This window comes from Vulcanithermus mediatlanticus, assembly GCF_055385885.1.
The window spans coordinates 609336-628580 of sequence record NZ_AP042385.1 but is presented as its reverse complement, the minus strand read 5'-3'; the positions used below and the strand labels follow the sequence as shown (position 1 = coordinate 628580).

Here is a 19245-nt window from a genome sequence, read left to right as displayed (position 1 = left end):
ACTCGGCGCCGGGGGGTGCTGGTATCCCGTCTATTTTCGGATGATCTCGGCATCCGGTGGAAACTCGACCAGGTCGTTTTCCTTGAAAAGCGCCCGCTTCCACTCGCTGAAGGTGATGTCGGCCAGGAGTTCGCCGTTTTGGTCGAGAAAGCGCATGCGGTAGGGGCGGGGCGGGTCTTTGAGGATCCAAAGTTCGGCGCTGGCAAAGCCGAGCGCGTCTTCGTCCTGGGACTTGGCCGTGAGGTGCCAGGCTGGGCCCTTTGGCGTTTGGACCTCGCCAGCAAGCGTCCAGGTCAGGTCCTTGGCTTCGGCCAGGGCCTTCGGATTGCCCCCTTTGGCGAAATCGAAGCCGAGCCCCTCGACCTTCGCCCGCTCGAGGGGATAGACCACCACCTGGTTGGTGACGAAGAGGTAGTTGTAGACCTCGTTTTTGGTGCGAACCACGTAGTTGTCGGCCAGGGCATCGGGTTTGATGAAGTCGGCCCGGACCACCTCTGCCTTGGGGATGGCCTTGAGGACAATCTCGATGGCCTCGAGGTCCCCGCTCGGCACCCGAACCTTGCCCACGAGCCGCGCCTGCCAGGGGGCGGCGTCGAGGGTTTCGATCATACTTTGCAGCACGTCCCTGGCGTTTTGGGCCAGGGCAAGGCTGAACGCCGCGGCAATCACCAGAATTCCAACCCTTTTCACCATCACCAAAGACCTCCTTGAGCGTCGAGCTGCCAGCGGTAGCCTCCCCAGAAGGTGTAGCCCCCGGCGTCCCCCCTCATGCTAGCCCAGGCGTTCCCCCAGGCGACCTCGCCGCGTACGTACCAGGGGGTGCCGGCCTCGAGGCTGGCCCGGAGGTTGCGGGTGAAATAGCTGAGCGTGATCTGGTTGAGACCCCCGATGCGCAGCGCGGCCTCGGCGACGCCGGCACCGAGCCGTTCTTTGAGCCCCCCGAGGAGGAAGAGGTGGGGTTGTTCGGTGCTCAGGCCGAGGCCGAGGGTGCGCTGGGACCGCCGGTCGCGCATGGTGAGGCTCGCTTCCCCAAAAGCGGGGCCACGTTCGGCGTAGGCGAGCTGGAGGGAAGCGATCTCCCGCCGGCTAAGGCGGCGCTTGAACTCGGCCTTGGCCATGAGGCCCTGATCGGGCTCGCTTTGGGGCCAAAACAGCGTCCGGGGGGCAGTGCTGTAGCCAAGCGTGGCGTTCACCGCGGCTTGCCCTAAGGTGCCCTCGAGGCCCGCCCGTCCCCAGAAATCCAGCGATGGCCAGCGGACGAAGGCCTGGCCGGCAAGGCTCGCCCGCCCGGCCGGACCGAGCTCGAGGGCGTAACCGGCTCCGAAACCGAGGCTTGCGGATGGGGAGGGCCAGAGCCCGACCTGGCTCCACCCTTCGAGCGTCCAGGCACCGAGGGTGAGGTGGCCTTCGAGGGTCCCCGCCACCCCGGGACCGGGACCCTGGGCCACGAGGCCGACGCCGAGGGTTTGGGCCAGCCCCAGGCCGAGGCTGACGACGAGGGTTGCGAGAAGCTTTTTCATCCTGCCTCCTCCTAGACCAGACGCTTGGACATGCGGTTGGCCGCGAGCGTGAGCGTGCCGAGCCCGAAGATCACCAGGATCAACAGCGACGGCCAGAGGTCCAAAAGCCCGGCCCCTTTGAGCATGATGCCCCGGGCGGCCTCGAGGAAGTAGCGGAGCGGGACCAGATAGGTGAGGGCTTGCAGGATCTTCGGCATTCCTTCGATGGGGAAAAAGAGGCCGGAGAAGAAGATGGCGGGGAGGTAGTAGACCATGGCGCCGAAGACCGCCTGGATCTGGGTGCGGGTGGTGGTGGAGACCACGATCCCCACCCCGAGTGAGCCCAGCACGAAGAAGAAGACGAAGGCAGAGAGCAGCCACCAGCTCCCCTGCATGGGCACGCCGAAGACCACCCGGCCCAGCCAGAGCACCAGGGCGGCGTCAATCGAGCCCAGGATCAGGTAGGGCAGCGTCTTCCCCGCCACCACTTCGATCGGGCGCACCGGGGTGGCGATCAAGGCCTCGAGCATCCCCGACTCCTTTTCGCGAACGATGGCGATCGCGGTCAGCAGCACCGCGATCTGGGTCAGGATCAGGCCCACGATGCCCGGAACCATGAAGATCGCGGTGTCGAGGTCCGGGTTGTAGAGGACCTCGACCTTGGGTACGACCGGCGGTTTTTGGATTTCGCCGGTCAGCGCGCGAGCGGCGAGGATGCGGGCGTTGAAGCCTTCGATGGCGCGCTGGAGCCTGGTCTGGACCTGGAAGGCGGTGACCGGGCTCGAACCGTCGACGTAGACCTCGAGGCTCAGGGTTTCGCCTTTTCGCAGGGCGGTGAGTGCCCCCTCGGGAATCACGACACCCACCCGGGCCCGGTCCTGGTCCAGGGCCGCCCGCAGCGCTTTTCGGCTTTCGACGGGAAGGATGTCGAAGGCGTCGTCGCTGGTGAAGGCCTTTGTGAGCTCGCGCGAGATGCGATCGTGCGACAGATCGAGCAAGGCCATGGGGATGTGGCTAAGGGTGAAGTTCACCGCATAGCCGAAGATGATCAGCATGGCCAGCGGCAGCAAGATCACGATTCTGAGGAGTAGGGGGTCCCGGCGCAATTCGATCAGCTCTTTTCGGGCCAGGGCCAGGGTGCGGTCAAGACGCATGGGCAACCTCCTTCGTCAGCGAGATGAAGGCGTCCTCGAGGGTGGGCTCGATTTCGCTGAGCCCGGCCGGCACCGGCGCTTCGCGCCGCAGGATGATCTTTTTCCGGTCACCGGCCTGCCAGACATCCACCAACCCCTCAAGGTCCGAAAATCCGTCGAAATCGGGGGGTCCGGCGAGGAAACGGTGACGGGCCTTGGCCTTGGCCTTGATCTCGGCCGGGGTGCCGACCTCGACCAGCCTGCCCGAATACAAAAGTCCAACCCGGTGGCAGCGCTCGGCCTCGTCCATGTAGTGGGTGGTGACGAGCGCGGTCACCCCCTCGCCGGCCCCGGCGTAGATCTGATCCCAGATCGCTCGCCGGGCGAGGGGGTCGAGCCCCGTGGTTGGCTCATCGAGAAAGACCACTTGCGGCCGGTGCACCATGGCCTGGGCCAGCGAAAGCCGCTGGCGCCAGCCCCCTGAGAGGGCGCGGGCCAGGCGGTCCTGGATCGGCTCGAGGCCGAAGCGCTTCAGGCTCGATTCCACCGCTGCCGGCACCTCTGATTTGGGCAGATAAAGGGCGGCGCGGAAGGCGAGGTTCTCCCGTACCGTCAGGTAGGGGTAGACGCTCGCGTCCTGCGTTGCGTAGCCGATTCGCCCCTTGACCTTCTCGCTTTCCCGGGCCACGCTCAGACCCGCCACCCGGGCATCCCCCTGACTTGGGGCCAGGACGCCGGTGAGCATACGGATCAGTGTGGTCTTGCCGGCGCCGTTCGGGCCCAAAAGGCCAAAGACCTCGCCGGCGTGGACTTCGAAGGTCACGTCATTGACCGCGACCAGTTTGCCGAAAGTTCGGGAGAGCTCCACGACCTCAATCATCGAGTTTCCTCCCCTCGAGGTAGTGCAAAACGTAAGCCTCCGCGTCGAAGGGCGTTTCGATGCGGACGAGCTCAGAAAGCAGACTGCCGGCGAAAAGGGGGCCCAAAAAAGCGAGGGCTGCGCTGGCGGGGGGCTCTCGTTTGAGCCTGCCGGCCTGCTGGTGGTGGGCGAAAAGGGCAAAGACCCCCCGCATACGCTCCCCCATGACCTCGCGGAAGCGACGCCCGAGTTCGGGGTGGCGCCCGAGTTCTGGAAAGAGCTTCAAGACCACCCCCCGGCGCGATTGGATGAGCCGGTGGTAGGTGCGGGCGAGGGTGACCAGGTCGTGCTCGAGGTCGTCGCTCGGTGCTTGGCTCAGGTCACCCAGGGCCTCGGTGGCCCAGCGCACCGCCTCGGCCACGAGGTCGGCTTTGGTCCTGAAGTGGCGGAAGAGCGTAATCTCGGCCACGCCGGCGCGCTCGGCGATGGCGCGGGTGGTTGCGCCGCGATAGCCCTGCTCGGCTACGAGCTCGAGGGCCGCCTGCAATAACCGCGTTCGCACGTCTGTATGTAAGTGCTTACCCACAGCAATACCATCATACGCTCTCCCGGGCGCCTGGCAAGGCCTTTCGACGGCCCCCCTCACGGCACAGAACACCTGAGCCGGGGGTTCCAATCCTCTACGAGGCAAACGGGCTTTGCGACTTCGCAGCGCGAAAGCGTGCGCGGCGTATACAGGCCTGTTTCAATCCTCTACGAGGCAAACGGACTTTGCGACGGCGAGTTCCGGGGTCTGCATCAGTGCGGGTTGCCGGTGTTTCAATCCTCTACGAGGCAAACGGACTTTGCGACGGGATCCGTTCCAGCGTCGGCCTCCGTCCTGTTGTCGAGTTTCAATCCTCTACGAGGCAAACGGGCTTTGCGACGCGACACCCACGACCCGCTAATGTCCCAGTCATCCCCCTGTTTCAATCCTCTACGAGGCAAACGGGCTTTGCGACGGGCAGCGGAGAGGCTCGCCCCGACGAGCTGGAACCCGTTTCAATCCTCTACGAGGCAAACGGGCTTTGCGACTATCCGACGACGGGCTCGTGATCAATTACTACGGCGATGTTTCAATCCTCTACGAGGCAAACGGGCTTTGCGACCCGGATGGGGGTTCGAAAAAGAACGTTCCCGAGGCGTCGTTTCAATCCTCTACGAGGCAAACGGGCTTTGCGACTAAAAATCCGGCCCCAGGAATCAAAATCCGCACCGTGTTTCAATCCTCTACGAGGCAAACGGGCTTTGCGACGCTAGTTTCCGAACGAAAGGATTTAGGATCCTGTTTGTTTCAATCCTCTACGAGGCAAACGGGCTTTGCGACAAGCCTAAACGACTCGCCCTAACGGCACTCGCCCGGGTTTCAATCCTCTACGAGGCAAACGGGCTTTGCGACCTAATCCGCTCGCCGTCAACCTCCACGACGCCCTTGTTTCAATCCTCTACGAGGCAAACGGGCTTTGCGACCGTCCTCGGTCCCGGGGAGAAAGGTTCCGGGTGCGAGTTTCAATCCTCTACGAGGCAAACGGGCTTTGCGACGTACTCGATCCAGCCACGGCCCCAACGGCGGGGCGTGTTTCAATCCTCTACGAGGCAAACGGGCTTTGCGACCTGGCCCCGCGTATCCGCCCGTCGGCCACGGCCGCCGCGTTTCAATCCTCTACGAGGCAAACGGGCTTTGCGACGCTCCGCATGTTCATTGTCATCGAGGTCCCATGCAAGGGTTTCAATCCTCTACGAGGCAAACGGGCTTTGCGACAATGCGAACTGAGTCGGCGGCGATGGAATCCGTGACGGTGTTTCAATCCTCTACGAGGCAAACGGGCTTTGCGACTCACCCGGGCAGGCGCGCCCTTGCCCAGGGCGTTTACAGGGCCATTTTCGCACGCGGGGACTTTATGCACAAGATGAAGGGTGATCGGGGGAGGGCGAAGCCGGGTTTTTGCCGTGTGCATGCGGTGCGCACGCGCTTTTCTGGTGTTGCGGCGGTATGCATTTGGGATGGCCCTTCGTTATCGCTTTTGTTGGAAAGCGAGGCTTGCTGGCTGAATAAGTGGCGTCCGCGCTCGCGATTGTATGTGGATCCTGCAGTCTTCACCTCGCTCTTGGGGCTGGCCCCGGGTGTGCTTTGAAAACCCCTACCGCCCCCGCGAAGAGGGGCAGTAGGGGTTTTCGCCTGGAGCCGGCGGTCGGATTTGAACCGACGACCTACCGCTTACGAGGCGGTTGCTCTACCGCTGAGCTACACCGGCCCGCCAGGGCCTTACTAAGTATAGAGAGCCCGGCTTTGACTGTCCACAAAAATCCCCGCCTGCTGGCGGGGGTCCGCTGGTGGGCCCTGCAGGACTCGAACCTGCAACCAACCGGTTATGAGCCGGCTGCTCTCACCATTGAGCTAAGGGCCCACGCCCCGATCCAATCTACAACAAAGCCGAGATCGCGTAGAGCCGGCTAAGACACGGCCACGTCGTTGAGGATTTCAAGTGCCTCTTCTTCGGATAGAACGCTGGCGAAGTAGACGGTTTCGCCTGGGTTCCAGCTTTGCGATGCATGGACGATCGAGGCTTCACCATCGCGAACCCGTACCAGGGGGAGAACTTCCTCGGGAAAGCCAAGGGAGGCCACGGGTTTGGCGGGAAAGCCCTTGGGGACGTGCCAGGTGAGGACGACGGCTTTGTGGTGAGACAGGGTGTGGTCCCAGGTTTCAACGTCGAGCGGACCCAAAAACGCGGGTTGCCCGCCCGCGCGGTACACCAGTTCCGGCCCGACGGTCCCCTCGTCGAGCACGGTGAGTGCGCGGCCGATGCCGAAGACTTCCCTTCCGATGTGGGTGACGAGCAGGTTGACCTCGGGGTTGGTGGTGATCGCCAGGATGGTCCGGGCCTCATCGGCCCCGGCGGCTTCGAGCACATCCTCTTCAAGGGCGTTGCCCTCGAGGGCCGCGAGCTTTTCCAGGTGGGCCTCGCGGATGCGGTGGGGGTTGTGGTCGACCAGAGTCACCGATTGTTCGTGGGCGACGAGGATTCGGGCCACGGTTCGCCCGAGCCCGCCCGCGCCGACGATGACGGTGTGTTTGGCCTCGCCCCGGTGCAAACCGAGCCAGCGCACCAGCGCGGGCGCGAGCAGGCTGGTGAGGGTGACGGTGATGAAGATGGTGATGAAGACCATGGCCAACAGCGTTTCTCCGACGTCGCCGAGCGCCAGGGCGAAAAGCGAGGCCACGGATGCAGAGACGATGCCCCGGGGTCCCATGGCGGCGATGAAGACCTTTTCCCGCGTTGAGTGCTCAGAGGCCCGGAGCGAGGCGAAGACCGCGATCGGGCGGACGAGGAGGATGAGGAGTGCCGTCACCAGGATGCCGCGGGGACCGGCCTCGAGGACAGTGCTGAGAGGCAGGTCGGCGGCGAGGAGGACGAAGAGCACGCTGATGGCGAGCAGGGTGAGCTGTTCTTTGAACCGGCGCAACCGGTGTTCCTCGGGGATGGCTTCGCGCTGGACCACGAGCCCCATCACCACTGCCGCCATGATCCCGGCCTCGCTAAACAGTCCGTCGGCGACGCCGTAGACGACCAGCACCCCCGCCAGGGCGACCAGGTTTTTGAGTTCGAGCGGGACCCAGCGCGGCTGCTTGAGCAGCCAGGAGAGCCCGATGCCGCCGACGCCCCCGACCGCGATGCCGGCGAGGAGCCGGCCGGCGTAGGCCAGCGGGGCCTCGAGGACCTCGATCCCCCCGTGGCCCGAGAGGCCGGCGATGGCTTCGAAGATGGCCACCGCCAAAATCGCCCCGATGGGGTCGATGAGGATGGCCTCGCCCTCGAGGATGGTCTTGAGCGGCCGACCGATCGGCAGTCGTTTGAGGAGAGGCTGGACCACGGTGGGGCCGGTGACCGTGACCAGGGCCCCGAAGAGCAGGGCGACCGGCAGTTCGAGCCCCCCGACCAGCACGCCCGCGGCGCTGGCTCCGATCCAGGTGAGACCAGCGCCTACGGTGATGAGGCGCCGTACTTCGTAGAGCGAGTTTTTGAGTTCGGCGAGCCTGAGGCTCAAGGCGCCCTCAAAGAGGACGATGGCCACCGCGAGCTTGACCAAAAGGGGCAGCCCGTAGCGCAGGGCGTCGGGATGCATGAGCCCGAGGATGTCGGGGCCGAAGATCACGCCGAAACCGAGGAGCAGGACGAGCGACGGCAGCCGGAAACGGTGGGCCACCAGCTGGGCGAAAACCCCGAGCCCGACGGCCCATAAAACGGTAAAAAACGCGAGGCTCTCTTCGTTCATCGATTCCGGGATCCACTTCTTAAGCGCGTGGGTTAGCCTTGGTCAACGGGGGGAAAACCCTCGCCTCCATCCTCGGCCGGGGTCTCTTTGGCCAGGGCTGAGAGGCGATCGATGCGCTGCAAAATTTCCTTGTGCTGCACCTTGAGGGAGTCGATCTGGGTCGAAAGACTTCCGCTTTCGTCCTGGAGGGCGGCCTTGAGCTCTTGGGTCCGCTTTTGGAGCTGGTCCTGAATCGCCTGGAGCTCTTCGCGGAGTTCGGCGAGTTCGGCCTCGAGGTAGGCCTTGAGGTTGACGAAGCGGGATTCCTCTTCCTTTTCGAGCAGCTTGCGGGCCTGGTGGAGATCCCGGGCGTAGCGACGAACTTCGGTGAGCGCGGCGGCCTCGATGCCGAGGGTGAAGAGGACATAGAGCACGGTGAGAACCGCGACCACCCCGAGCATGACCGTGCCCAGCGGGGTCTCGGTTTGGGTAAAGAGCAAATTGAGCTTTGTGGGCTGGGTGAACGCCGGCCAGTTGATGCCGGCAAAAAGCGCAAGCAGCGTTAAGACGGTGAGCACGGTTATCGTGCGGAAGTTCATACCGACCTCCTGCGCCAGAGGCGCCATGGGGCATTATACCCGTGGCGAAGGGGTGGCCTCGAATCGGGTTCCCGCCTGGCCATGCCAGGCCCCGCGAATCGCTCCCGCCTCGCCCTTGGTGATCGTCGCCCAGGGGGTTCCCGCATCCAGGGCCGCGATCGCGGCTTGAACCTTGGGGATCATGCCGCCGGCGATCACACCCTTTTCGATCAGGGCGAGGGCTTCGGCTTTGTCCAGGTGGCGAAGGTGGCTTTCCGGGTCGCCAGGTCTCGCCAGTACGCCCGGGACGTCGGTCAGGAAGACGATGGGGGACCCCAACGCGCCGGCGACTGCCGCCGCCGCCAGATCAGCGTTGATGTTGAGCACGCCGTCGCGGTCAATGCCCAAGGGGCTGATCACTGGCGTGTGGCCGGCCTCGAGGAGCGAGCGAAGGAGGCGCGTGTTCACCGCGCGCACCCGCCCGACGCGCCCCAGCCCTTGCTGGGGCTCGGCGAGGAGCAACCCGGCGTCCCGCCCCGACAGGCCGAGGCTGGGCCGGCCTTTTTCGCTGAGGGCGTGGGCCAGGATTTTGCCAATTCGGGTCAGCACCATCTCGACCGCGTCGATCTGGTCCGGTGGAGTGAGCCGCTGGCCGTCGACGAACACCGTTTCTTTCCCCAGTTCGCGAAGAAAGGCGCCGATCTGCGGCCCCCCACCGTGGACGACGACCAGATGCCCTTCCCAGGCCGCGAGCTCGGGGATGATGGCTTCCTGGCTTCCCAGCGAGCCCCCGACTTTAACCACCAGGATGGATTCATTGACCTCCGGCATGGACCCTGCCTCCAGCTGCCCCCAGTTTATGGGATCGGGGTGCCTGAGGCCGGGGGCGATGGTGGCGCGCGGCACACAGGACGCTTCTGGATGCGCGTATAATTTCAACCCTAAAAGAAAAAATACAGAAGGAGAGGGAGGGATACGCATGTGGCGCAGGCAGGGATTGAGAACTCTACTGCGGGTGGGGGCGGCTTTCGCCTTGGCCGCTCTCCCGGTTTTGGGGCAGGCGCCCTCGCCGCGAAAAGCTCCACCTCCGGTTCCGTTTAACCACGCGAACCTGGCCAAGATCAAGCTGCCGCCCGGTTTTAAGATCACGCTCTTTGCTCAGGTGCCGAATGCCAGGTCGCTGGCCGTGGGCAGGCCGATGGGCGTGGTGTTCGTGGGCACGCGCTACGACAAGGTCTACGCCGCCGTCGATCGCAACAAGGACGGGGTGGCCGACGAGGTCTATGCCATTGCCGAGGGGCTCAACGTTCCCAACGGCGTGGCGTTTAAGGACGGCGTTCTGTACGTGGCCGAACAGCACCGGGTGATCCGCTTCTTCGCCCCCGAATTCGACATCGTGCGCCAGTTCCCCCCGGAAGTCATCTTCGACCGGCTGCCCAATAAATACCCCCACGGATGGCGTTACATCGCCGTGGGTCCCGATGGCAAGGTGTACGTGGCCGTGGGCGCGCCCTGTAACATCTGCATGCCCGAGGGCCTCGAGGGCACCGTGATCCGGATGGATCCCGACGGCAACAACATGGAGGTGTTCCTGAGTGGCCAGCGCAACATCGTGGGGATGGACTGGCACCCCAAGACGGGCGTCTTCTACGCGACCAACAACGGCGCCGACGGCCTTGGGGACGATGTGCCCCCCGATACGCTGATCCGCGCCGACCGGCCCGGGCTTTATTTCGGCTTCCCCTATGTTCCCACGGCGGGGGGTTCGACGCCGACGCCCGGTTTCGAAGGGAAAAAGCCCCCCCGGCCGATCACCCCCGCGGTGATGGACTTCCAGGCCCACAGTGCGCCTTTGGGGATCCATTTTTACCGCGGCGAGATGTTCCCCGAGCCCTACCGGAACGGGGCCTTCGTCGCGCGCCACGGCTCCTGGAACCGAACGGTGCCGGTTGGCTACGACATCGTCTTCGTACGCTTCGACGAGGCGGGCGACCCCGTTTCCCAGGAAGTCTTCGCTTCGGGCTGGCTGGTGCGCGGCAGCGCCTGGGGGCGCCCGGTGGACATCAAGGAGCTCCCGGACGGCTCGCTGCTGGTTTCGGATGATTTCGCCGGGGTTATCTACCGCATCACCTACGAAGGCGAGTAGCGAAGGGTCCGTTCGCTTCCGGCGGCCTTCCGCCGCCGGAAGATCTTTTGCCCTGGAGGCGGGTGGTAATTGCCTGCGGGAAGTGTCAGCATATTGGCATGCGCGTTTCCGAATTGATGACGAAAGATCCTTTGGCGGTGAATAAAGATGAATCCATAGCCAAGGCCGCCGAAGTGATGCTCAAAAACCGATTCGGAGGGCTGCCCGTGGTCGACGGCCAGGGGATGATCGCCGGGGTGATCGAGGTCGACGACCTCCTGCCTCACCCGGCGATGGTGCCCCATTCCGACGTCGAGGCCCTGAAACTCTTCGATGACTGGATCGACGCCGGGGACTACGCCGAGATCTTCCGCCGCTATACCGAGACGCCGGTCTCGGCGGTCATGCGCGAGCCGGCGCTGGTCCTGAGCCCTGAGGACGGCCTTTGGAAGGCGCTCAAGGCCTTGGTGGAAAACGACTTCCGGCGGCTCCCTGTGGTCGATGAGAACCGCCGGGTGGTCGGTATCCTGACCCGGAGCGATTTCATGCGTCTGTTCCTGGAGGGTCGCTGATGGAGCAAGCGGGACCGAGCGTGGCCGAGCTTCTTTTTCAGATCTTCGTCCTGGTCGTCGCGGTCCAGTTCGTGGGATGGCTCTTCCGGCGCTTCGGCCAGCCGGCGGTGATCGGAGAGCTGGTGGCGGGGGTGATCATCGGCCCCTCGGTGCTGGGTCTGGTGCACGAAGGGCCGACGTTTGAGTTCATCGCCGAACTGGGTGCGATCTTCCTCTTGTTCATGGTCGGCCTCGAAACACGGCTCAAAGACGTTTTGGCCGTGGGGAAGGAAGCTTTTTTGGTCGCGGTGACCGGGGTGATCCTTCCTTTTATCGGCGGCTACTATTTCAGCGTTTTTTCCGGCCACGAGCAGGTGGCCTCGCTCTTTTTCGGGGCCGCCCTGGTCGCCACCAGCGTGGGGATCACCGCCAGAGTGCTCCAGGAGCTCGGCGTACTCTCGCGGCCTTATAGCCGGATCATTCTCGGGGCGGCGGTGATTGACGACGTGCTCGGCCTCATCATCCTGGCCATCGTCTCCGGCATTGCCCAGACCGGGGCGGTGGAGGCGGGGCCGACGATCCGCCTGGTGGTGATCTCGGTGATCTTTGTGGGCGCGGCCATGGCCGCGGTGCCGCTCGTGCGTCGGTTGCCGCTCGATCGGCTGCCCTTCCAGTCGGCCTACGGGACGGCGGTGATCTTCGCCTTGGGCATGGCCGCCCTGGCGGGTGCCATCGGCCTGGCCCCCATCGTCGGGGCTTTCCTGGGCGGGATGGTCCTGGCCGAGGTGGCCGAGGATCTCGGGATCGAGGCGCCGATCCACGCCCTCGAGGGCTTTTTGGCCCCGATCTTCTTCGCCTTCATGGGGATCATGCTCGACCTCAAGGCGCTCGGTGGCGGGGATGTGTTGGTGGCGGGAGCAATTGTGAGTGTGATCGCCATTCTCGGGAAGCTGGTCACCATGATTCCGGCCCTCACCCAGGGGCTGAGGAGCGCCGCGGTGGTTGGGGTGGGTATGATTCCCCGGGGCGAGGTGGGCTTGATCGTCGCCGCCATCGGCCTTTCCGCCGGGGCGATCGGCGAGGACCAGTTCGCGGTGGTGATCTTCATGGTCGTGGTGACCACGCTGCTCTCGCCGCTCTTGCTCAGGCCGCTCATCGTTTGGGCGGAGGGTGGCCGTCTGCCTTCGCAGGAAGGCCAGTAGCATACTCGCGCCTTACCGTCCGTCACCGGCGGCTTTTTCCGCTCGTGGCGGGCGGTCTTAGGCTATGATGGATCCAATGAGCGAGCCGAAAATTACACCGCTGGCCCGGCGCTTGGCTGAGGAGAACGGGATCGATTGGCGCCAGATCGTGGGCAGTGGGCCCGATGGAACGGTGACCGAGCGGGACATCCTCAACTACCTGGCCAAGGTCATGTCCGGGGAGGTGACCCTCGAGGGCCCGCCGCCCGGCGAGCCGCCGCCGCCGGAGGGCGAGGCTGACCTCGAGGCCGCCCGCTCGGCCCTTGAGCGCGAGGGCGTCGCCCTCGACGACCTCATCCCCGGGGATCTCGCGGAGAAGGATCCCGGCGAGGCCTTTGAGCTCGATCTGGCGATCGACGAGTGGGACCTGGAGACCGAAAGCGAGCCTCGCGAGGCGGCGACGGCGGAGGAAGTGCCGGCCGAGTCCGTCGCCGATGCGCTTGAGCTCGAGGCGGGCGAGGCCCTCAAGACCGGCGAGCCGGACGAAGAAGCGCCGCCGGTCATGGACTCGTTGCCGCCGCCCGAGGATGAGACCGCGCCTCTGGTCCTGGGTGAAGAAGGCGGCGAGGCGGTTCCTGCGGAAGCCGGCGCCGTTCCCGGTACGCCCGAGCCCGAAGCGGCGCCGCTTGGGGTGGCCGGCGCGGGGGCGCCCTCGCCGGTGCCGCTTCGGTTTTGGGCCCAGTCGGTTCCCCTTTCGCGGCTGATCGAAGCCCGGGAAGTCCTCCAGGCGGAGCTCGGTCGACCGGTGCCCCTGGGGGCGTTGCTCTTCCGGGCGGCGACCGCGGCCCTGCAAGAGCTCGCGTTGCCGCTGGATGCGGTGAAAGGCGTCTTCGACGGGACGGGTTTTCGTGGGCTTTCGGTGCTGCCCGCACCGGGGCTCGTCGATTTCCTCGAGGCCTGGGAGGATGCGGAGAGCGAGGCCGAAGGGCTTTTGGTGTACCAGGCCGATTCCCCCCTGCCCCTTCCCGCCGCGCCGGCTTTGGCCCTCGCCCTGCCTGAAACCTCTGAGCAGCAGGGGCTTTTGCTCCTGACCGGTGAGGTTTCGGAAGACCCGGGGCGTTTTCTGGCCCGGGTCGCCCACCGCCTCGAGCACCCCGTCCTGCTCGTGCTCTAGCGGCGGGAATGCTTCGGGCCGCGTTTGGCCCGGGGGCCGGTGGCCTGGGGCAGGTGGATGCCCTTGAGCCTGGCCTCGATGGCTCGGATCTGGTCCCGGATCTCGGCCGCGCGTTCGAAGTCGAGGGCCTCGCTCGCCTCCCACATCGCGAGCTCGAGCTCGGCGATCTCGGCCTTGAGCGCTTCCGGGTCGGCGCTCGGGATCTCGATCTCCGCTTCGGCGTAATCCTCCGGTTTGACCAGGGGGCGGACCGATTTTTCCACCGTCTTCGGCGTGATGCCGTGCTTTTGGTTGTAGGCTTCCTGAATGGCCCGGCGGCGGTTGGTCTCATCGACTGCCTTGCGCATCGCTTCGCTCACGGTGTCGGCGTAGAGGAAAACCTCGCCCCGCACGTTCCGGGCCGCGCGGCCGATGGTCTGGATCAGGGAACGCTCGCTACGGAGGAACCCGGTCTTGTCGGCCTCGAGGATGGCCACCAGACTGACTTCGGGCAGGTCGAGCCCTTCCCGGAGCAAATTGATCCCCACCAGCACGTCGAAGTGGCCGAGCCGGAGGTCCCGGAGGATGGCCTGGCGTTCAAAGGCGTCGAGCTCGTGGTGCAGGTAACGGGCCCGCAGACCGTGTTCGATCAGGAAGTCGGTGAGGTCTTCGGCCATCTTCTTTGTCAGCACGGTGACCAGGACCCGCTCGCCTCGCTTTGCCCGCTCTTTGACCGCGGCCATGAGGTCTTCGATCTGGCCCTTGCTGGGTTTGATCGTGACCTTGGGATCGAGCAGGCCGGTCGGGCGAATGATCTGCTCGACCACGCGCCCGCTGACCGAAAGTTCGAAGGGGCCGGGGGTGGCCGAGACGAAGATCATCTGCCCGGTTTTTTCCAGGAACTCCTCGAAGGTGAGCGGTCGGTTGTCGAGCGCGCTCGGGAGCCGAAAGCCATAGGCCACCAGGGTCTCTTTACGCGAGCGATCGCCGGCGAACATCCCCTGGATCTGGGGCACGGCCACGTGGGATTCGTCGATGAAGGTGATGAAGTCGTCGGGGAAGTAGTCGAGCAGGGTGTAAGGGGGCTCGCCGGGGGCCCTTCCCGAAAGGTGACGGGCGTAGTTCTCGATGCCCTTGCAGGTCCCGGTGAGCCGTAGCATTTCGAGGTCATAAAGGGTCCGCTCCTTGAGACGCTGGGCCTCGAGATGCTTGCCCTCGGCCTCGAGTTCGGCGAGCCGTTCTTTGAGCTCGGCCTCGATGGCGGCGATCGCCGGTGCGAGCCGTTCCTCGGGCGTGGCGTAGTGGCTCGCGGGGTAGAGCACGAACCCGGGCAGGGTTTTTTGGGTTTCACCGCTCACGGGGTGGACGACGCTGATGCGGTCCACCTCGTCGCCCCACAGCTCGACCCGAACCGGCTCGGTGTCGTAGGCGGGCCAGACCTCGATGACCTCACCTTTGACCCGGAAGCGGCCCGGTTCCAGGGCCACGTCGTTGCGCTCGTAAAAAAGCTCGATCATGCGCGAGATCAGAGCTTCCCGCGGCCACCGGTCGCCCACGTTGACGATGAGGTTCAAACGGCGGTAATCCTCCGGGTTGCCGAGTCCGTAGATCGCACTCACCGAGGCCACCACGATGACGTCGCGACGGGTGAGGAGGCTGCGGGTGGTCGAGTGGCGGAGCCGCTCGATTTCCGGGTTGATCGAGGCGTCCTTTTCGATGTAGAGGTCGCGGCCGGGGACATAGGCTTCGGGCTGGTAGTAGTCGTAGTAGCTGATGAAGTATTCGACCGCGTTGTCCGGGAAGAGTTCCCGGAACTCGGCCGCGAGCTGCGCCGCGAGCACTTTGTTGGGCGCCAGCACCAGCGCCGGGCGGCCCGCGCCCTCGATGACCTTGGCCATGGTGACGGTCTTGCCGGTGCCGGTGGCGCCGAGCAGGGTCAGGAAGCGCTCGCCGTCGGAAAGCCCGGCAAGGAGCTCGTCGATGGCTTTGGGCTGGTCGCCTCTGGGTTCGGGCCCCCGGTAGCGGAACATCGTCTTCATTGTAGGCGGCAGGGGAAGACGCCCCTGCCGCCGCGGTTACAAAGTTCGCCGGAGCTTTTTACCGGGTCTTTTCGAAGACAATCGGTTGCGAGACGTTTCCGACTGCGGTCTGGATGAGCGCTTTGAGCGCCGGGTAGTCCTCGGGCGCGTAAACATCCCGATCGAAGACGATCCGGATGGTGGCGACCAGGACGTTGCCCTCGTCGCGGTAGCTGGCGCTGAAGCTGCCGGCTTGGTTTTTGAAGGTAAGGTCTTTGGGCAGGAGGGTGGGTTTGTAGCCTTCGGGGTAGGCGAGGCGCTTTTGGTATTCGGCGCTGAAGGCCCCGACCGAGACCGGGAAGCGCCGGCGCTCCGGCGCCGCGTAGGTTCGCAGCTGGTCGAGGGGCAAAAGGGAAAGGCCCACCGGGAAGCGGCTGAGGGTCAGGGTGTCGCCGGGTGAGGTTGCCCCCGGGCTTTGCCACTCGGCGTGGACCTTGAAGGGGGTGTCGAGGTCGTGGAGCGGCGTGGTGGAGAGGTCACCGCTGCCACCTTCGCCAAAGCGGCTCAGGAGCGACTGGACCACCTGCGGGTAGGCGACCTTGGGGACGCTTGAGAAGATGATCCGCCACTGGGCGTCGGCATAGCCGTGGGTTTCGATGTCGGCGCTGCCCTTCAAGGTACCGTCGGCGGTGAGGGTGAGGGTCTGGGCTTCGGTGTAGCGATCGCGTTTGGGATCACCGCTTGGGGTTTGGGTGAAGCGGGGGTTTTCGCCGGCGATGACCACCGGCTTGGAGAGGTCGCCGAGGGGCAGGACGCCGAAGGGGGCGTACTGGGTGGTGGGGTCGAGGTAGACCCCGTAGTCCGGGAGGTAGAGGATGAGGTGGTTGAACTGCTCGGGGGTTGGGGCCGGGAGGCGGCCGAAGTTCTCGCTGAAATTGATGAGCACGGGTTCGGAGCGGATCCCCTTGGCCTTGAGCAGGGCCTCGAGCAGGGTCACGTAGCCCTTGCAGTCGGCGTAGCGCTGGGAAAGCACCTGGGCGGCGGATTGGGGCACGTAGCCGCCGATGCCGAGCTCGAGGGCCACGTAGCGGATGTTCTTGACCTCCCAGTCGTAAAGCTTTTTCGCCGCCTCGAGGCCCTGGCTCTGGCCGGTGATCTCGTCGGCGAGCTTCTTGATTTCATCGGTGACCCGGGCCTTATCCTTGGCCCGCGCCCAGTAGGCGGCGCCGATCGCTTCCCAGCGCTCGAAGCTGGTCACGGTGAGGGCGGGGCTCACCTCTGCGGGGTCGACCATGCCGGGCTCGAGGGCCTCCGGGGTTTCCCGCGAGAAGGTGGCCACGATGCGCTTGCGGTCGCCCTGGGTGGACTCGCGCACCTGGTAGTCGCCGCGGGCCTTCCAGTTAAGGCGCATCGAGCTCGGGTAGTCCACCACGATCTCGGCGCGTTTGACCACCGCGTCCACCGGCTCGATGTCGGTGGTGTAGAACTCGCCGGGGAAGTAGGGCTTTTTCTGAACCAGTTTCCATTTCACGTGGACCAGGTCGCCGACCTCCAGCTGGGGGAAGACCACCTTCACCACCTTATTGTCGGAGAAGGTGGGGGCGTCCTGGGTCTCGGGCGGCGACTGGACGAAGATCTTGTCTTTGAGCACCGGCACCTTGGTGCCGTCCTTTTTGAGGGTGTAGGCCTCGAGGACCTCGAGCGATTGCAGCGACTCGGAATACGACATCGACGCCTGGCCCACGGCGTCGATTCCGGCCCGGGTGAGGGGGCGGTCTTCCTCTTCGATGATCGCGGTGTAGGTGCCGTCGGCGTTCACCACGTATTCCGCTCGGTAGCGCTCGGTCTCGTAATCCACCGAGGGCGTTTGCGCCATCGCCAACGTGCCGAGGAGCAAAAGGAGCAGGGTGGCTCGTTTCCACGTTCGCTTCATCGGTCCCTCCTTCCAAAAATGGAATTTATTCCTGAAGACGGGTCGGGTTTGGGTCAAATCGCACAAGCGCCGGCGGCACGCTGGCTTTTGTCCCGGGGATGGGGTAGAGTGGAGCGTTTATGGACTTGCGAAACGTTGCCATCATCGCCCACGTGGATCACGGCAAGACCACGCTGGTCGATGCCATGTTGAAAGCCGCCCAAGCGCTTTCGCGGGGGCAGGAAGCCGAGCGCATGCTCGACACCGAGGATCTCGAACGCGAACGGGGCATCACCATCTTGGCCAAGAACACGGCGGTCATCTGGCAGGGGGTCAAGATCAACATCGTGGACACCCCCGGCCACGCCGATTTCGGCGGCGAGGTCGAGCGGGCGCTCTCGATGGTGGACGGTGTGCTCCTGCTCGTCGACGCCGTGGAGGGTCCGATGCCGCAGACCCGATTCGTCTTGAGGAAGGCGCTCGAGGCCGATCTCCGTCCCGTGGTGGTCATGAATAAGGTCGATCGCGAGGGGGCGAGGCCCGACGAGGTGCTCAGCGAGACCTTCGATCTGATGGTCGAGCTCGGGGCCAGCGAGGCGCAGCTCGACTTCCCTTACCTCTACGCCATTGGCCGCGAGGGCAAGGTCTGGCGCGAGGGCGAAACGCCGCGCGACATGGCACCGCTTTTTGAAGCCCTGGTCGAGCACATCCCGCCCCCAAAGGCCAGCGAGGGGCCCTTCCTGCTGCGCGTGGCCAACCTCGATCGCTCCGACTACCTGGGCCGGATCGCCATCGGCAAGGTGGTGCGGGGACGGGCCCAAAAAGGGCAAACCGTTGCCATCGTGGGCGGCGACGGCGTCCGCGAGCAGAAAATCCTCGCCCTTTACACCCACCACGGCCTGGGCCGGATCGAGACCGAGGCGGTGGTGCCGGGCGACATCGTGGCCCTGGCGGGCATGGAAGAGGTGGCCATCGGGGATACGATCGCCGACCGCGATGCGCCGGAAGCGCTCCCCCGCCTCGAGGTCGACGCGCCGACCGTGGCCGTGACTCTCTTCCCCAACACCGGCCCTTTCGCCGGCCGCGAAGGGCGCTACGTAACCTCGCGGCAGCTTTGGGCCCGGCTGGAGCGGGAGCTCGAGACCAACGTGGCCCTGCAGGTTCGGCCGCTGGCCGCCGATGCTTTCGAGCTTTTGGGGCGGGGTGAGATGCACCTGGCGGTGCTGCTTGAGAACATGCGCCGCGACGGTTACGAATTCGTGGTGGGGCCACCGCAGATCCTGGATAAAACGGTGGACGGGGTGCGGCTTGAGCCCTACGAACAGCTCATCCTCCAGGTGCCGAAGGACAGGGTGGGCGCGGTGGTCGAGGCCCTGGGCACGCGAAAAGGGACGCTTTTGGACCTGCGCCCCGAGGGCGAGTGGGTTCGGATCGAATACTCGGTCCCGGCCCGGCGTCTCTTTGGTTTCCGCGGTGAGTTCCTGACCCTGACCGGTGGGGAGGGCGTGATGCACCAGAGTTTCCTCGAGTACGGCCCCTACCTGGGCCCTGCCCAGCGCCGCCGCAGCGGCAGCGCCGTCGCCGTTGAGGGCGGGCGCGCCTTTGCCTACGCCATCGGCAAGCTTCAGGAACGGGTTCGCTTTTTTATCGTGCCCGGGGACGAGGTCTATCCGGGCATGGTGGTGGGCGAGCACGTGCGGCCGGGCGATCTCGGGATCAACGTATGCAAGAACAAGAAACTGACCAACATGCGGGCGGCGGGGTCCGACGAGAACGTCCACCTCGTTCCCCCCAGGCGATTTGCCCTTGAAGAGGCCCTCGCCTACCTGGCCTCTGATGAGCTTTTGGAAGTCACCCCCCGGGCGCTGAGGTTCCGGAAGGAGCGGCTCGATGCCTGGGGGCGCCGGGGGAGCGAGCGGGAAAAAGTTCGATAAAGAAGG

At 65.1% G+C, this 19245-nt stretch carries 15 protein-coding genes, 2 tRNA genes and 1 CRISPR repeat array; of the genes, 5 read left to right on the top strand and 12 right to left on the bottom strand.

Annotated features, from left to right (window positions below; all coding sequences use genetic code 11):
* Positions 1-30: 30 nt before the first annotated feature.
* The 10 genes from ACZ5BT_RS04120 to argB all read right to left on the bottom strand — a co-directional run bounded on the left by ACZ5BT_RS04120 (position 31) and on the right by argB (position 9196).
* A complete protein-coding gene (locus tag ACZ5BT_RS04120) occupies positions 31-696 on the bottom strand; it encodes an outer membrane lipoprotein carrier protein LolA (protein WP_464885350.1) in 666 nt (221 codons plus the stop codon).
* Positions 693-1520, bottom strand: a complete 828-nt coding sequence (locus ACZ5BT_RS04115) for a hypothetical protein (RefSeq protein ID WP_464885349.1) — start codon at positions 1518-1520, stop codon at positions 693-695. The genes ACZ5BT_RS04120 and ACZ5BT_RS04115 overlap by 4 nt, the downstream gene beginning before the upstream one ends.
* An 11-nt stretch (positions 1521-1531) precedes the next feature.
* The gene (locus ACZ5BT_RS04110) at positions 1532-2653 is read right to left on the bottom strand and encodes an ABC transporter permease (RefSeq protein ID WP_464885348.1); all 1122 of its coding nucleotides are present in this window, start codon (positions 2651-2653) and stop codon (positions 1532-1534) included.
* The gene (locus tag ACZ5BT_RS04105) at positions 2643-3512 is read right to left on the bottom strand and encodes an ABC transporter ATP-binding protein (RefSeq protein ID WP_464885347.1); all 870 of its coding nucleotides are present in this window, start codon (positions 3510-3512) and stop codon (positions 2643-2645) included. Before ACZ5BT_RS04105 ends, ACZ5BT_RS04110 begins: the two co-directional genes overlap by 11 nt.
* Positions 3505-4053: a TetR/AcrR family transcriptional regulator gene (locus ACZ5BT_RS04100; RefSeq protein WP_464885346.1), complete on the bottom strand. Its 549-nt coding sequence runs from the start codon at positions 4051-4053 to the stop codon at positions 3505-3507. Before ACZ5BT_RS04100 ends, ACZ5BT_RS04105 begins: the two co-directional genes overlap by 8 nt.
* Positions 4054-4160: 107 nt before the next feature.
* A CRISPR array of direct repeats spans positions 4161-5367; the repeat unit is 36 nt; unit sequence GTTTCAATCCTCTACGAGGCAAACGGGCTTTGCGAC.
* A gap of 343 nt (positions 5368-5710) precedes the next feature.
* Positions 5711-5785, bottom strand: a tRNA-Thr gene (locus ACZ5BT_RS04095).
* Positions 5786-5862: 77 nt separating this feature from the next.
* Positions 5863-5938: transfer RNA gene (locus ACZ5BT_RS04090), tRNA-Ile, on the bottom strand.
* A 46-nt stretch (positions 5939-5984) separates the two neighbouring features.
* Complete coding sequence (locus ACZ5BT_RS04085; protein WP_464885345.1) at positions 5985-7808, bottom strand: cation:proton antiporter; 1824 nt, start codon at positions 7806-7808, stop codon at positions 5985-5987.
* 32 nt (positions 7809-7840) lie between these two features.
* Entirely contained in the window at positions 7841-8413 is a 573-nt protein-coding gene (locus ACZ5BT_RS04080; protein WP_464885344.1) for a LapA family protein, read from the bottom strand.
* 6 nt (positions 8414-8419) lie between these two features.
* Complete coding sequence (argB, locus tag ACZ5BT_RS04075) at positions 8420-9196, bottom strand: acetylglutamate kinase (RefSeq protein WP_464885343.1); 777 nt, start codon at positions 9194-9196, stop codon at positions 8420-8422.
* 148 nt (positions 9197-9344) lie between these two features.
* Between argB and ACZ5BT_RS04070 the strand changes: the two genes are divergently transcribed.
* From ACZ5BT_RS04070 to ACZ5BT_RS04055, 4 genes are all read left to right on the top strand, one after another.
* Positions 9345-10511, top strand: coding sequence for a PQQ-dependent sugar dehydrogenase (locus ACZ5BT_RS04070; protein WP_464885342.1), 1167 nt, complete (start codon positions 9345-9347; stop codon positions 10509-10511).
* 98 nt (positions 10512-10609) lie between these two features.
* The gene (locus ACZ5BT_RS04065; protein ID WP_464885341.1) at positions 10610-11062 is read left to right on the top strand and encodes a CBS domain-containing protein; all 453 of its coding nucleotides are present in this window, start codon (positions 10610-10612) and stop codon (positions 11060-11062) included.
* Positions 11062-12243, top strand: coding sequence for a cation:proton antiporter (locus ACZ5BT_RS04060; RefSeq protein WP_464885340.1), 1182 nt, complete (start codon positions 11062-11064; stop codon positions 12241-12243). Before ACZ5BT_RS04065 ends, ACZ5BT_RS04060 begins: the two co-directional genes overlap by 1 nt.
* Before the next feature lie 76 nt (positions 12244-12319).
* Complete coding sequence (locus ACZ5BT_RS04055; protein ID WP_464885339.1) at positions 12320-13396, top strand: E3 binding domain-containing protein; 1077 nt, start codon at positions 12320-12322, stop codon at positions 13394-13396.
* Here ACZ5BT_RS04055 and uvrB read toward each other — a convergent pair.
* On the bottom strand, positions 13393-15405 hold the full coding sequence (gene uvrB / locus ACZ5BT_RS04050; RefSeq protein ID WP_464885338.1) for an excinuclease ABC subunit UvrB: 2013 nt from the start codon (positions 15403-15405) through the stop codon (positions 13393-13395). The genes ACZ5BT_RS04055 and uvrB overlap by 4 nt on opposite strands.
* 67 nt (positions 15406-15472) lie before the next feature.
* The gene (locus tag ACZ5BT_RS04045) at positions 15473-17326 is read right to left on the bottom strand and encodes a DUF3857 domain-containing protein (RefSeq protein ID WP_464885337.1); all 1854 of its coding nucleotides are present in this window, start codon (positions 17324-17326) and stop codon (positions 15473-15475) included.
* 119 nt (positions 17327-17445) lie between these two features.
* On the opposite strand from ACZ5BT_RS04045, the gene typA reads away from it, so the two are divergent.
* The gene (typA, locus tag ACZ5BT_RS04040; protein WP_464885336.1) at positions 17446-19239 is read left to right on the top strand and encodes a translational GTPase TypA; all 1794 of its coding nucleotides are present in this window, start codon (positions 17446-17448) and stop codon (positions 19237-19239) included.
* Positions 19240-19245: the final 6 nt, after the last annotated feature.

Coding starts and splice junctions, on each gene's coding strand:
- ACZ5BT_RS04060 (WP_464885340.1), top strand. CDS start 11,062: ATGGAGCAAGCGGGACCGAGCGTGGCCGAGCTTCTTTTTCAGATCTTC.
- ACZ5BT_RS04085 (WP_464885345.1), bottom strand. CDS start 7,808: ATGAACGAAGAGAGCCTCGCGTTTTTTACCGTTTTATGGGCCGTCGGG.
- ACZ5BT_RS04110 (WP_464885348.1), bottom strand. CDS start 2,653: ATGCGTCTTGACCGCACCCTGGCCCTGGCCCGAAAAGAGCTGATCGAA.
- uvrB (WP_464885338.1), bottom strand. CDS start 15,405: ATGTTCCGCTACCGGGGGCCCGAACCCAGAGGCGACCAGCCCAAAGCC.
- ACZ5BT_RS04080 (WP_464885344.1), bottom strand. CDS start 8,413: ATGGCGCCTCTGGCGCAGGAGGTCGGTATGAACTTCCGCACGATAACC.
- ACZ5BT_RS04065 (WP_464885341.1), top strand. CDS start 10,610: ATGCGCGTTTCCGAATTGATGACGAAAGATCCTTTGGCGGTGAATAAA.
- ACZ5BT_RS04070 (WP_464885342.1), top strand. CDS start 9,345: ATGTGGCGCAGGCAGGGATTGAGAACTCTACTGCGGGTGGGGGCGGCT.
- typA (WP_464885336.1), top strand. CDS start 17,446: ATGGACTTGCGAAACGTTGCCATCATCGCCCACGTGGATCACGGCAAG.
- ACZ5BT_RS04045 (WP_464885337.1), bottom strand. CDS start 17,326: ATGAAGCGAACGTGGAAACGAGCCACCCTGCTCCTTTTGCTCCTCGGC.
- ACZ5BT_RS04055 (WP_464885339.1), top strand. CDS start 12,320: ATGAGCGAGCCGAAAATTACACCGCTGGCCCGGCGCTTGGCTGAGGAG.
- ACZ5BT_RS04115 (WP_464885349.1), bottom strand. CDS start 1,520: ATGAAAAAGCTTCTCGCAACCCTCGTCGTCAGCCTCGGCCTGGGGCTG.
- argB (WP_464885343.1), bottom strand. CDS start 9,196: ATGCCGGAGGTCAATGAATCCATCCTGGTGGTTAAAGTCGGGGGCTCG.
- ACZ5BT_RS04105 (WP_464885347.1), bottom strand. CDS start 3,512: ATGATTGAGGTCGTGGAGCTCTCCCGAACTTTCGGCAAACTGGTCGCG.